The sequence below is a fragment of the Agrobacterium sp. NPDC058088 genome (genome assembly GCF_042885035.1).
Lineage (GTDB): Bacteria > Pseudomonadota > Alphaproteobacteria > Rhizobiales > Rhizobiaceae > Agrobacterium.
Genome location: NZ_JBHVSU010000009.1, coordinates 58,135 through 71,280 on the forward strand (window position 1 = coordinate 58,135; position 13,146 = coordinate 71,280).

A 13,146-nucleotide genomic window follows, 5' to 3' on the forward strand; every position below is an offset into this window, starting at 1 on the left:
GCGCAGGACGCTGGCGCCAAAGCGAGGGCCGACAAAGCGTTATTGGCCGCCGCAACTTTTAATGTGCGGCGGCCTCGCAGATCAGTTTTTGAGGAAGCTTGTAAAGGCGGTGGAATATTCCGTGTGCCAGCGCGACAGCGGCGGACGATTTTGGACGATGTCCTGGGCGGCCCAGAGTATGCGCTTTTCGTCCGTGGGACGGTCCACTTCGCCGTCGGGGCAGAGAATGTAGAAATCACCACGGCCAATGCTTTCGACCATGAAATCCACGGTCTGTTCGCCGGTCCAGGCGCCTTCAGGCTTTTCCGTTCTGCCATGGGCGGTGAGGCCAGTGAAGACAAAACCGGGGATCAGCAGGTGGGCGGAAACCGCGCTGTTAGGCACATTGCGCAACTCGTGCTGAAGCGCTTCAGTGAAGGTTTTGACGCCGGCCTTCGAGACATTGTAGGCCGGGTCACCCGGCGGCGTGGTGATGCCTTGTTTTGAGCCTGTATTTATGATGAGCGCTGGCTCGCCATGGGCAATCATACCCTGGCCGAAGACGCGGCTGCCGTTCACGACGCCCATCAGATTGACGCCGATGATCTTGTCCCAATTGGCCTGCGGCCCGAAGATGGCGCTGCCGGGCTGGATGCCGGCATTGTTCATGAGGACGTGCACGCGCCCGAAACGCTGGATGACGGCGCGTTCCAGCGCCTCCAGCTCATCGAGTTTCGAGACGTCGGTCGGGATGGCGACGATCTGCGCTTCGCCGTCCTTGGCGACGGTCAGAATATCCGCATGGGCAGCGGCAAGCTTTTCCCCATCGAGATCGACGAGCACAACGCTCATGCCGAGACCGGCGAATTTGCGGGCGGCGGCAAGTCCGATGCCGGATGCCGCACCTGTTATGACAGCGACATTATCTTCCTTGAATGCGGGGTGGATGGTCGTCATAGGTTTCTCCTTCGCGTCGTTTCTGCTGTTTCCAGCGGTTTGCAACGTTGCCTGAACCTGAGTGGCTTCATTCACGGTCTTCAAGTTGATCGCGCCGCTTTATGATAAAGCGCGAAATTTCTAAATGCATGTGACAATTGCTTCGTTCCCATCGGTGCACTCGTTCATCACCCGTGAAATCCGCCCATCAATTGTTTTGTCGCTTATCTCACGGAAAAGCGCTTCACACATTTCGGGTTGCACTGTAAAAGTGCCGAAATCCCAAGGAAATGGCGGTGTCACCATGCCGTCATCATGCAGATGGACATCATTATGGCACTTCCGAAAGACGTTAAGAAAGTCGTTCTCGCCTATTCCGGCGGCCTCGACACCTCGATCATCCTGAAATGGCTTCAGACCGAACTCGGCGCTGAAGTCGTGACCTTCACCGCCGATCTCGGCCAGGGCGAAGAGCTTGAGCCGGCGCGCAAGAAGGCCGAGATGCTGGGCATCAAGGAAATCTTCATCGAGGACGTCCGCGAAGAATTCGTGCGTGATTTCGTGTTCCCGATGTTCCGCGCCAACGCCGTTTACGAAGGCGTCTATCTGCTCGGCACGTCGATTGCCCGTCCGCTGATTTCCAAACACCTGATCGAGATCGCCAAGAAGACCGGCGCTGATGCCATCGCCCATGGCGCCACCGGCAAGGGCAACGACCAGGTTCGTTTCGAGCTATCGGCCTATGCTCTGAATCCCGACATCAAGATCATCGCCCCCTGGCGCGACTGGACGTTCAAGAGCCGTACAGACCTCCTGAACTTTGCCGAACAGCATCAGATTCCCGTTGCCAAGGACAAGAAGGGCGAAGCGCCATTCTCCGTGGACGCCAACCTGTTGCACTCCTCGTCCGAGGGCAAAGTTCTGGAAGATCCGGCGGTGGAAGCCCCGGAATACGTGCATATGCGCACCATTTCTCCGGAAGCTGCGCCTGACAAGGCAACTGTCATCAAGGTCGGTTTCCGCAAGGGTGACGCCTGCTCCATCAATGGCGTCGAAATGTCGCCCGCGACGCTTCTTGCCACGCTTAACAATTACGGCCGCGAAAACGGCATCGGCCGTCTCGATCTGGTTGAGAACCGGTTCGTCGGCATGAAGTCGCGCGGCGTATATGAAACGCCCGGCGGCACCATTCTGCTTGCCGCACACCGTGCCATCGAATCCATCACGCTCGACCGGGGTGCAGCGCATCTCAAGGACGAGTTGATGCCGCGTTACGCCGAGCTCATCTATTACGGCTTCTGGTTCTCGCCGGAGCGCGAAATGCTGCAGGCGCTGATCGACAAGAGCCAGGAGCATGTCGAAGGTGAAGTGACGCTGAAGCTCTACAAGGGCAACGTCATGGTAACCGGCCGCGAGAGCGCCAAGTCGCTCTATTCCGACGCGCTGGTGACCTTCGAAGACGACCATGGCGCTTACGACCAGAAGGATGCAGCAGGCTTCATCAAGCTTAACGCCCTGCGTCTGCGCACGCTCGCAAAGCGTAACCTCAGCAAGTAATTTTGCTGATCTGAGATAATGAAACCCGCAGGCGGTGACGTCAGCGGGTTTTTTTATGTCTCCCGTCTGGAGACGATGCGGAAGCCGATGTAGCTGGCGACGGCGGTGAATTCCATCACCGGAATGATGATGCCGAAACCGGTCAAAGGCGAACCTATGAGCGCGGCGGCAGCACCGCCCGCAAAACCTGATCCCATCTGGATGAAGCCCATCATCGCCGACGCCGAGCCGGCGATATGCGGGAAAGGCGCAAGCGCCGCCGTTACCATCGAGGGTGTCAGCAAGGCGATACCGACCGTTGCGACTGCCACAGGCCCCATGATCGAGAGGAAGGACGGCGGTATGAAGAAGACCGACAGCAGGATAAGCAGACCGCCTGTTCCCGAAAAACAGAGACCGAGCATGACCGAACGGCGATCACCCAATCGCGGTGCGATATAGCGCAGGGCGATGGAGCCGAAGAAGTAGGCGCCGGTCTGCATCAGCATGCCGATACCGAATGCGGTGGGTGTCATGCCAACCGTGTTGATGAGAATGAAGGTCAGCATGGTGGCCTGCGCGTAAAGCGCGCCGATGGAGCCGCCGAGCACGAGGGCGGCCAGAAGAAAGCGTGGTTCGGTCAGCAAGGTGCCGTAGGCCGACAGGAGGCGACGGGGGCGAATGAGGCTTTTGTCCGGGACCGTTGTTTCGCGCAGAAAAATCACGACGGACAAGATGGCAATGGCGCCGAGACCGGCCATGAGGAAAAACACCGATTTCCAGCCAAAGGCCGCAAGCGAAAGCCCGCCGATCGTCGGCCCCATGGCAGGGCCGACGGCCAGCATGATGCCGATGAGGTTCATGATGCTGGAGGCGTCTGCGCCGGTGAACTGGTCACGGACAATGGCGCGCGCCACCGTCATGCCGACAGAGGCGCCGATGCCCTGAATGAGCCGGGCGAGGAGTAGGACCTCTATCGTCGGGGCAAAGACCGCCAGCAATCCGCCGCCCAGAAAGATCGACAGGAAGACGAGACTTGCCTGTTTTCTGCCAAAAGCGTCCGAGGCCGGGCCGGAAAGCAATTGCGCCACGGCAAAACCGGCAAAATAAAGCGAAAGGCTGAGCTTGATCGCGGCTTCGTTGGTGGCAAAGACTCGTGTGAGTTCTGGCATGGCCGGGGTGTAGATCGACATCGAAATCGGTGCCAGCGCCGTCAGCAACGCGCCGAGAATGGCCGTGCGTTTTGTCGACATGATCGGTCCTGGCATCATTGCGGTCAGCAGCTCTGGCCCGGCTGGTCCGGCTGGAGATTATCGCGAAGCGTCTGCAGGAAGCTGCGGAAAAGCGCAACTTCGTCCTCGTTCAAGCCACGCGTGGCGTGACGGACCAGTTCATCGATTTCCTGACGCACGGCTTCCAGCATGTCGGTGGAGTTTTTTGTCAGTACGATGCGTTTGGAGCGCCTGTCTTGCGGGTCCTGCTGGCGCTCGATCAGGTCGAGGGATTGCAGCTTGTCGAGATAGGCGCAGATCGTCATGGGCTCAATGCCCAGACGGGCGGCAATATCAGATTGCTTGCTGCCATCAACGACGGCAACCGTCAGCAATGCGCGTGCTTCGCCGGGGGTCAGGCCGAGGCCCGCTTCAGAAATTCGGCGCTCAAAAGCATTGTTCAGCAGGCGGGCGCCGCTGTTCAACAGAAATGCCAGTGAATCTTTTTCGCGTTTCGTGCTCATGCTTCGCCTTTTCGTAAGTCAGCCTTACTAAATTCCGGGCGATAATCAATGCTACGCGACCGATATTCTCGAAAATCGGCTCAACTATACGTCAGCCGCCAGAGCAGGGCGGTCGGCGTTGGGGCTGATAATTGCCTCGCATTACAGGAGAAAGCGTCTGCATTTTTCGACCTCAGCTTAGCATATTGAATTGACGCTAGAGGCATGCCCATATGGATTTTAATCGGAATCGCACAAGGAAGATGAAATGCCATTGAAGACCGCCCTTTATCCCGCGCTGGTTGACTGGAACGGCCATAATGGCCTGCCGAAATTCGATGCGGTCAAGGATGAGGATTTTGCGCCCGCTTTCGATGCCGCGCTTCTATCCCATGAACAGGAAATCGATGCGATTGCGGGAAATACGGAGGCGCCGAGCTTCGAGAACACGGTGACCGCTCTCGAAATTGCAGGTGACGAGCTCTCGCGCATCTCGTCGCTGTTCTGGAACAAAGCCGGCGCCAACACCAATGGGGTGATCCAGGCACTCGAGCGGGAAATCGCGCCAAAGATGTCGCGGCATTATTCGAAGATCGGCATGAACGAAGCGCTGTTCAAGCGCATCGACACGCTGTGGGAAAAGCGCGAGGCGCTTGGGCTGACAGGCGAAGAAAAACGGGTTCTCGAACGCCACTGGAAAGGTTTTGTCCGCTCAGGTGCGAAATTGCCGAAAGAGCGGCAGGAGCGATTGGCGGCCATCAATGAGGAGCTTGCCGGTCTCGGCGCGAAATTCGGCCAGAACGTGCTGGCGGATGAGAAGAGCTGGAAGCTTTTGCTTTCCACGGATGAAGAGCTTGCGGGCATCCCCGGCTTCCTGCGCGACGCAATGGCGGGGGCAGCCCGCGAGCACGGGGAGGACGGCAAATTCGCCGTTACCCTTTCCCGCTCGATCATCGAGCCCTTCCTGACCTTTTCCGAACGGCGCGACCTGCGCGAACAGGCATTCAAGGCCTGGGCGGCGCGGGGCGAGAACGGTGGCGAGACCGACAATCGCGAGATCGTCCGCCGCACGCTCGAACTGCGCGAGGAGAAGGCAAAACTTCTCGGTTATGCTAATTTCGCTGCCTATAAGCTCGATGACACGATGGCGAAGACGCCGGACGCAGTGAACGGTCTTCTCGGACAGGTTTGGGAAAAGGCTGTTCAACGGGCAGGAGAGGAAGAGGCTGAACTTGCCGCCATCATCGCAGCGGAAGGCAAGAACCACGAGGTACTGCCGTGGGACTGGCGGCACTATGCCGAAAAGCTCCGCGCCCAGAAATTCAATTTCTCCGAGGCGGAATTGAAGCCCTATCTACAGCTGGAGAAGATCATCGAAGCTTGCTTCGATGTGGCAGAGCGGCTGTTTGGAATTCGTGCCGTCGAAGTGAAGGGCGTTGCGGGCTATCATCCGGACGTTCGGATTTTCGAAATCCGCGATGACAAGGGTGATCTCAAGGCCATGTTCCTCGGCGATTATTTCGCCCGCCCTTCGAAGCGATCCGGCGCGTGGATGAGCTCCTTCCAGTCGCAGCACAAGCTGCCTTTGAAGAACGGTACGGTGGGTGAAATCCCGATCATCTACAATGTCTGTAATTTTGCGAAACCGGCAGAGGGAAAACCGGCGCTGCTTTCGCTTGATGATGCGCGCACGTTATTTCATGAATTCGGCCACGCCTTGCATGGCATGTTGTCCGACGTCACTTACCCCTCGGTATCGGGAACGGGTGTTTCGCGCGATTTCGTGGAATTGCCGTCGCAGCTTTACGAACATTGGCTGACGGTTCCGGAAATTCTGGAAAAATACGCGCTGCACTATGAGACTGGTGCGCCGATGCCGAAGGCGCTCTTGGACAAGGTTCTGGCGGCTCAGACCTTTAATGCCGGTTTCAGCACGGTGGAATTCACCTCCTCAGCGATCGTCGACATGGCGTTCCACACCCGTGACAGCGTCGCCGATCCGATGGTGGTTCAGGGTGAGGTGCTGTCTGGCCTCAACATGCCAAAATCCATCGTCATGCGGCACGCGACGCCGCATTTCCAGCATGTGTTTTCGGGTGATGGCTACTCCGCGGGCTATTACTCCTACATGTGGTCGGAAGTTCTTGACGCCGATGCCTTTGCTGCCTTTGAGGAAACAGGCAATGCCTTTGATGGCGAGATGGCGCGCCGGCTGAAGGACAACATCTATTCCGTCGGTGGTTCGATCGATCCGGAGGAGGCCTATCTCGCCTTCCGCGGCAAGATGCCCAGCCCGGATGCGATGCTTTCGAAGCGCGGTCTCCTATAAGAGACTGTCATAATTCTCAGCTAGAACCTCAGCGCAGGGGGCTTATGACATGAGCCCCCTTTCGCATTTGCAAAAAAAAGGTTATGAGCGCGCCAAACTAAATTGGCGCTTCTCACCATTATAGCGCCCAACCTCAGAGATTTTGAACAATGGCACTTCGCAACATCGCGATCATCGCGCACGTTGACCATGGAAAAACGACGCTCGTGGACGAGCTTCTGAAGCAGTCCGGCTCGTTCCGCGATAACCAGCGCGTTGCAGAGCGCGTGATGGACAGCAACGACCTCGAAAAGGAACGTGGCATCACCATTCTCGCCAAGGCGACTTCGGTGGAGTGGAAGGGTGTTCGCATCAACATCGTCGACACCCCCGGCCACGCCGACTTTGGCGGTGAAGTCGAGCGTATCCTGTCGATGGTGGATGGCGCGATCGTTCTGGTCGACAGCTCGGAAGGCCCGATGCCGCAGACCAAGTTCGTGGTCTCCAAGGCGCTGAAGGTTGGTCTTCGCCCGATCGTTGCGATCAACAAGATCGACCGTCCGGATGGCCGCCATGAAGAAGTCATCAACGAAGTTTTCGACCTCTTTGCAAACCTCGATGCGACCGACGAGCAGCTCGACTTCCCGATCCTCTACGGTTCCGGCCGTGACGGCTGGATGAACGTCAATCCGGAAGGTCCGAAGGATCAGGGTCTTGCACCGCTGCTCGATCTGGTTCTTGAGCATGTTCCGGAGCCCAAGGTTGAAGAAGGTCCGTTCCGTCTGATCGGCACGATCCTCGAAGCCAACCCCTTCCTCGGCCGCATCATTACCGGCCGTATCGCTTCTGGTTCCATCAAGCCGAACCAGGCTGTGAAGGTTCTGGGTCAGGACGGCAAGCTGATCGAAACGGGTCGTATCTCCAAGATCCTCGCATTCCGCGGTATCGAGCGCACGTCCATCGAAGAAGCTCATGCCGGTGACATCGTCGCCATCGCCGGCCTTTCCAAGGGCACCGTTGCCGACACCTTCTGCGATCCGTCCGTGACCGAAGCGATGACCGCGCAGCCGATCGACCCACCGACCGTTACCATGTCGTTCATCGTCAATGACAGCCCGCTTGCCGGCACCGAAGGCGATAAGGTGACGAGCCGTGTTATCCGCGACCGTCTGTTCAAGGAAGCCGAAGGCAACGTCGCGCTGAAAATTGAAGAGGCTGAAGGCAAGGATTCGTTCTTCGTGTCCGGCCGTGGCGAATTGCAGCTGGCGGTTCTGATCGAGACCATGCGTCGCGAAGGCTTCGAACTTGCCGTTTCGCGTCCGCGCGTCGTGATGCACAAGGATGAGAACGGCACCCTCCTGGAGCCGATCGAAGAAGTCGTGATCGACGTTGACGAAGAGCATTCCGGCGTCGTCGTTCAGAAGATGTCCGAGCGCAAGGCTGAAATGGCCGAGCTCCGTCCTTCCGGCGGCAATCGCGTTCGTCTGAAGTTTTACGCTCCGACCCGTGGCCTGATCGGTTACCAGTCGGAACTGTTGACCGACACGCGCGGCACGGCGATCATGAACCGCCTGTTCCACGACTATCAACCCTTCAAGGGCCAGATTGCCGGTCGCGTTAACGGCGTTCTGCTGTCCAACGGTTCAGGCGAAGCTGTCGCTTACGCCATGTTCAACCTGGAAGATCGCGGCCCGATGATCATCGAGCCAGGTGAAAAGGTTTACGCCGGCATGATCATCGGCATTCACTCTCGCGATAACGATCTCGAAGTGAACGTGCTCAAGGGCAAGCAGCTGACCAACATTCGCGCCGCTGGCAAGGATGAGGCCGTCAAGCTGACACCGCCGATCCGCATGACGCTCGACCGCGCTCTTTCCTGGATCCAGGACGACGAGTTGATGGAAGTGACGCCGAAGTCGATCCGTTTGCGCAAGATGTTCCTTGATGCAAACGACCGCAAGCGTTTTGAAAAGGCCAAGCTCGCAATCTGATTTGCAGTCACTCGCCAAGAATCTGAAAACCCGGCCTTGAGCCGGGTTTTTTTATGCATTTGTTTTTATGTGTGCATGAGTCGAAAGGTGCTTGTGCGAAAGGTTAAGGATGCGTTAATTTTTCCTGGTCGTCCACATGAATAGGCTGTGGGTAAGCTCGCCGGCGTTAACCTTTATGACTGGTAAGTTTCCTTGGCCGGGGCCAGAATCGCGTTATGAAAACGTTATCCATCGATGTTCGCCGTGCTGAGCCGCATGATGCGCGCGCTATCTCCGAAGCGCACCGTCTGTCGTGGCAACAGGCCTATGCCGGGCTTATCCCGCATCGGCCGTTGACGCAGATGCTGGAGCGTCGTGGCGAAATCTGGTGGAAGAAGGCGACCAAGGGTTCCGCAACCATGCTGGTGGTGGAAGTGGCCGGTGTGGTTGCCGGATATGCGACGCTGGGCCTCAGCCGTGCGCGCGGCTTGCCGCATGATGGCGAGATATACGAACTCTATCTTCGGCCAGAATACCAGGGTATCGGGCTTGGCTCGCTCCTGTTCACCGAGGCCCGCCGGCTGCTGACTTCGCTCGGCTGCAATGGCATTGTCGTCTGGTGCTTGGAAGATAGCGATGTCGCCAATCGGTTCTTCCGTTCGCATGGCGGACGCGATATTGCCGAAGGCATGGAAGATTTCGACGGCAAGTCGCTGCGCAAGGTTGGTTTCGTCTGGAACTGACGGGGGAATTTCGAGCCGGTTTGATTTCTCGGCGGGTGATCCGTGGTCGCTACGGAGCCAAATCGCTCATTCTGCCTTATCCGCTTAAAGCCGTGTTGCAATGCGGCGACTTTCCCAGTATCGAAAACCAAATCCAACCCGATGAATTGAGGGAAGCGAATGCGTATCGATGCAATTTCCATAGGCAAGAACCCGCCGGATGACGTGAATGTCATCGTTGAAGTGCCGGTCGGTGGCCATCCGATCAAGTACGAGATGGACAAGGATGCCGGTGCGCTGATCGTCGATCGCTTCCTTTACACGCCGATGACCTATCCGGGTAACTATGGCTTCGTCCCGCACACGCTCTCTGACGATGGTGACCCGATCGACGTTCTCATCTGCAACACCCGTCCGCTCGTTCCCGGCTGCGTGATCAATGTCCGCCCCATCGGCGTGATGATCATGGAAGATGACGGCGGCAAGGATGAGAAGATCCTCGCTGTTCCGGCTCCGAAGCTGACGCGCCGTTACGACAAGGTCAACAACTACACCGACCTGCCGGAAATCACGCTGAAGCAGATCGAGCACTTCTTCGAGCACTACAAGGATCTGGAGCCCGGCAAGTGGGTGAAGATGGGCGGCTGGCAGGATGTCGACGTCGCCAAGAAGCTGATCGTAGAGGCCATCGAGCGCTACAAAACGCAGGGCTGATAGGCTAATCCGTCAGCTTTTTAAAAAGCTTTTCGAAATCCTCCGGTTCGGTATCGATCCGGAGGATTTTTTTACGCGCTGTTTCGCCTGAAATGAAGGTGATGGAAGATTTGGGCAGCCTGAGTTTTTTTGCCAGCAAAACAATCAGGGCCTTGTTCGCCTTGCCGTCTTCCGGCACGGCGCTGACGCGGGCTTTCAGATGCGCGTTTCCGTCGGCATCTTGCTCCACGCCGTCGATCTCATCCCGCCCGCCGTTCGGCGTGAGGCGAACCGACAGGCGGACATGATCATCGTGTTTTCGCCAGGAGCCGCTCAAATGGTCATCGGGTAAAGCGTGTTCCACATGAAGGAGCGGATGAAGAAGATGATGAGCAGCAGGATGATCGGCGAGATGTCGATGCCGCCGAGATTGGGCAAGATACGGCGGATCGGGCGCAGGGCGGGTTCCGTAACATTAACCAGAAAGCTGCCGATGGCGTTCACGAACTGGTTGCGGGAATTGATGACGTTGAAGGCGTACAGCCAGGAAAAAATAGCGCTGGCGATCAGCACCCACGTATAGAGGTTCAAAGCCAGATCGATGGTCTGAAACAGGGCAAGCATCAATATCTCCGTATCTTGGTTGCAAGACATTTAGACATTCGCTGGTGAACCGGCAAGTGTTGCGCCCATAGGGCTGGCGATTCTTGTGATATCGCTCTATTGCAAAGCTCTCCTATTGTCTCGCGAGCACCCAGCCGATGTCCCTCCCTTCCGCCGATAACCGCTTTGGCGCATTCCGGCATAGTTCCTATCGCCGTTTTTTTAGCGCCCGGTTTTTCTCGGCCTTCGCCATCCAGATCGTCAGTGTTTCCGTCGGCTGGCAGATGTATGAGGTGACAGGCAACGCCTTTTATCTCGGCCTGATCGGTCTTTTCCAGTTTCTGCCGTCGCTGCTTCTGATCCTCGTCACGGGAACGGTCGCCGACCGGCATAATCGTCGGCGCATTACGGCCATATGCCTGCTGATCGCGGCGCTCTGTGCCGCGGCGCTTCTTTGCCTCACGCTGATGCACAGCTTTTCGCCCTGGCCGGTCTTTGCCATTCTCGTCGTCTTCGGCATAGAGCGGGCCTTCATGGGGCCGGCGGTTCAGTCGCTGGCGCCCAATCTTGTGCCGGTCGAGGATTTGCCGAACGCCATTGCCTGGAATTCGTCTTCCTGGCAGATGGCATCGATTCTTGGGCCCGTCGCCGGTGGTCTGCTTTATGGCGTCGGGGCCGCCGTCGCCTATAGTGTGGCGTTGGTGCTTTTCATCGTATCTGCAGCACTTGCAGTCGCAATCCGCAAGCCGGAACAACGCGGGCCGGCAAAAGCCATCAGCCTCGAAACCATGCTGGCCGGGTTCAAATTCATCTCGCAGGAAAAGATAGTTCTTGGCGCGATCTCGCTCGATCTTTTTGCTGTGCTGCTGGGCGGCGCCGTGGCGCTGATGCCGATCTTTGCCAAGGAGGTGTTGACGCTCGGTCCATGGGGCCTTGGGCTTCTGCGTGCCGCGCCTGGTATCGGGGCCATCACCGTTGCGGTCATTCTGGCGTTCAAGCCCATCCGGCATCATGCCGGTTTGTTGATGTTTGTCGGCGTCGGCCTCTTCGGCGTTTCCACCGTCGTCTTCGGGCTTTCGCAAACCGCGTGGCTGTCCATCGCCGCGCTGGTTGTCATGGGTGCATCGGACATGGTGTCGGTTTATGTGCGCGAGACCCTGATTGCGCTCTGGACACCGGACGAGGTGCGCGGGCGTGTGAACGCGGTTAACATGGTCTTTGTCGGCGCATCAAACGAGCTGGGTGAGTTTCGTGCCGGCACCATGGCCCACGTTGTCGGAGCGGTGCCAGCAGTCGTCCTCGGCGGGGCGGGTACACTTGCGGTGGCGGTAATCTGGGCGCTCGGTTTTTCCAAGCTGCGCAAGATCGACAATCTGGATGCGCCGCACTGATGGTGATGGGTCTTAGATCGTTTTGTTTTTACGCATTTTCCGACCGTAAAACCGCTACGCACTTTTACTGGAAATGCTCTAGCGCTGCGCCTTGCCTTCAAAGACCAGATCGAGAAAATTGCCGAGCCATGCCCTGAGCGGTGTGTCGAACAGCATGCGGCCTTCCAGATGCTGGCTGCCCACCTGCGCATTTGGCATGCCGAAACGCTGCGCGCCGCGCACCACCCAGCTATGCATCATGGCGCGCGTGAGTTCTGCGTGGAACTGCAGACCCCAGGCATTTTTGCCGTAACGATAGGCCTGGTTAGGATAGGTCTCGCCAGAAGCCAAAAGTTCGGCTCCGCGCGGCAATTCGAACCCTTCCCTGTGGAAATGATAGACCATCTTCGGCCAGTGCGGCATCAAGAGCCGCCCGTGTTCGGTGGCGTGAAGCGGATACCAGCCGATTTCAACCTTGCCGTCCCTGTCGGCCTCCACCTTGCCGCCCAGATGTTTGGACAGCATCTGAGCGCCGAGACAGATGCCGAGGAAAGGCTTGTTTTCCTTCAGCGGCACCCTCAGCCAGTCGATTTCGGCTTTGACATAATCATGCGGGTCATTCGCGCTCATCGGGCCGCCGAAGATGATGGCGCCCGCATGTTTCTCCAGCGTTGTCGGCAGGTCATCGCCGAGCGCAGGCCGCCTTATGTCCAGGCGATATCCCTTCTCAACCAGTATCTGGCCGACGCGACCGGGCGTAGAACGCTCCTGATGCAGGACGATAAGCAGCGAAGGTTGTTCTCTCTGTTGCCTGGAGGGGTCAAACAGCATCGTCTTCGTTTTCGCTTTCTTCAGCGGGCCCGGACCTCGTGGCGGCCTGCTGACGTTGCAGAACCCTGTCGCGAACGGAAACACCAAGCAGATCGGCTACCCGCCAGATCACATGATCTTCCATTTCGCTTCGTTCGCCGTCAGCGTAAACAATATCCCATAATATTCCAATAAGCTCTACGCGCTGATCTTCGTCGAGATGGCGGCGAATATCGGCGGTGAAGCGGTAATAATCGACGGCCTCCTTGCCGGCCTCCTGGCCGGCGGCAAGAAGGGCATCGAGTTTGCCGCCGTCGAGATGGTAATATTCGTGCAGAATTTCGCGAAGGCGGTCACGCTCGCTTTTCGAGACGGTGCCATCCGCTTCCATCACCTGGAAACAGAGGGCTGCCACCGCCACCCTCAGATCGTCTGGGCTGAAATCCCCCGCATGCGGGCCGACGAGGTTCTGAATAAAAGACTGTATTTGCTGGAACATCGATAG

Annotated in this window: 13 protein-coding genes; 6 read left to right on the forward strand and 7 right to left on the reverse strand. The window is 57.8% G+C overall.

Going from position 1 to position 13,146, the window contains the following annotated elements:
- Positions 1 to 81: 81 nt before the first annotated feature.
- Positions 82 to 936 carry an SDR family NAD(P)-dependent oxidoreductase gene (locus tag ACFVTJ_RS20330; protein ID WP_386910413.1) on the reverse strand — a complete coding sequence of 285 codons (855 nt, stop codon included), beginning with the start codon at positions 934 to 936 and terminating at the stop codon, positions 82 to 84.
- Positions 937 to 1,248: 312 nt separating this feature from the next.
- Here ACFVTJ_RS20330 and ACFVTJ_RS20335 point away from each other — a divergent pair, with 312 nt between their 5' ends.
- Positions 1,249 to 2,472 carry an argininosuccinate synthase gene (locus ACFVTJ_RS20335; RefSeq protein WP_209086860.1) on the forward strand — a complete coding sequence of 408 codons (1,224 nt, stop codon included), beginning with the start codon at positions 1,249 to 1,251 and terminating at the stop codon, positions 2,470 to 2,472.
- Positions 2,473 to 2,525: 53 nt separating this feature from the next.
- Here ACFVTJ_RS20335 and ACFVTJ_RS20340 read toward each other — a convergent pair whose 3' ends face one another.
- Complete coding sequence (locus tag ACFVTJ_RS20340) at positions 2,526 to 3,704, reverse strand: multidrug effflux MFS transporter (RefSeq protein ID WP_386910414.1); 1,179 nt, start codon at positions 3,702 to 3,704, stop codon at positions 2,526 to 2,528.
- Positions 3,705 to 3,727: 23 nt separating this feature from the next.
- Positions 3,728 to 4,186: a MarR family winged helix-turn-helix transcriptional regulator gene (locus tag ACFVTJ_RS20345; RefSeq protein ID WP_386910415.1), complete on the reverse strand. Its 459-nt coding sequence runs from the start codon at positions 4,184 to 4,186 to the stop codon at positions 3,728 to 3,730.
- A gap of 247 nt (positions 4,187 to 4,433) precedes the next feature.
- On the opposite strand from ACFVTJ_RS20345, the gene ACFVTJ_RS20350 reads away from it, so the two are divergent.
- From ACFVTJ_RS20350 to ppa, 4 genes are all read left to right on the forward strand, one after another.
- A complete protein-coding gene (locus ACFVTJ_RS20350; protein WP_386910416.1) occupies positions 4,434 to 6,494 on the forward strand; it encodes a M3 family metallopeptidase in 2,061 nt (686 codons plus the stop codon).
- A 149-nt stretch (positions 6,495 to 6,643) separates the two neighbouring features.
- A complete protein-coding gene (gene typA, locus ACFVTJ_RS20355) occupies positions 6,644 to 8,464 on the forward strand; it encodes a translational GTPase TypA (protein ID WP_386910417.1) in 1,821 nt (606 codons plus the stop codon).
- A 215-nt stretch (positions 8,465 to 8,679) separates the two neighbouring features.
- Entirely contained in the window at positions 8,680 to 9,186 is a 507-nt protein-coding gene (locus tag ACFVTJ_RS20360) for a GNAT family N-acetyltransferase (protein WP_386910418.1), read from the forward strand.
- Between the two features lie 159 nt (positions 9,187 to 9,345).
- Positions 9,346 to 9,879, forward strand: a complete 534-nt coding sequence (gene ppa / locus ACFVTJ_RS20365) for an inorganic diphosphatase (protein WP_386910419.1) — start codon at positions 9,346 to 9,348, stop codon at positions 9,877 to 9,879.
- Positions 9,880 to 9,883: 4 nt separating this feature from the next.
- Here ppa and ACFVTJ_RS20370 read toward each other — a convergent pair whose 3' ends face one another.
- Positions 9,884 to 10,195, reverse strand: coding sequence for a DUF167 domain-containing protein (locus tag ACFVTJ_RS20370; protein ID WP_386910420.1), 312 nt, complete (start codon positions 10,193 to 10,195; stop codon positions 9,884 to 9,886).
- On the reverse strand, positions 10,192 to 10,482 hold the full coding sequence (locus ACFVTJ_RS20375; protein WP_386910421.1) for a YggT family protein: 291 nt from the start codon (positions 10,480 to 10,482) through the stop codon (positions 10,192 to 10,194). Before ACFVTJ_RS20375 ends, ACFVTJ_RS20370 begins: the two co-directional genes overlap by 4 nt.
- Before the next feature lie 137 nt (positions 10,483 to 10,619).
- On the opposite strand from ACFVTJ_RS20375, the gene ACFVTJ_RS20380 reads away from it, so the two are divergent.
- The gene (locus tag ACFVTJ_RS20380; RefSeq protein ID WP_386910422.1) at positions 10,620 to 11,852 is read left to right on the forward strand and encodes an MFS transporter; all 1,233 of its coding nucleotides are present in this window, start codon (positions 10,620 to 10,622) and stop codon (positions 11,850 to 11,852) included.
- Positions 11,853 to 11,930: 78 nt separating this feature from the next.
- On the opposite strand, the gene ACFVTJ_RS20385 is transcribed toward ACFVTJ_RS20380, so the two are convergent.
- Positions 11,931 to 12,662 (reverse strand): glutamine amidotransferase, encoded by a 732-nt coding sequence (locus ACFVTJ_RS20385; protein WP_386910423.1) that lies wholly within the window; start codon positions 12,660 to 12,662, stop codon positions 11,931 to 11,933.
- Positions 12,652 to 13,140, reverse strand: a complete 489-nt coding sequence (locus ACFVTJ_RS20390; RefSeq protein WP_386910424.1) for a TerB family tellurite resistance protein — start codon at positions 13,138 to 13,140, stop codon at positions 12,652 to 12,654. Before ACFVTJ_RS20390 ends, ACFVTJ_RS20385 begins: the two co-directional genes overlap by 11 nt.
- Positions 13,141 to 13,146: the final 6 nt, after the last annotated feature.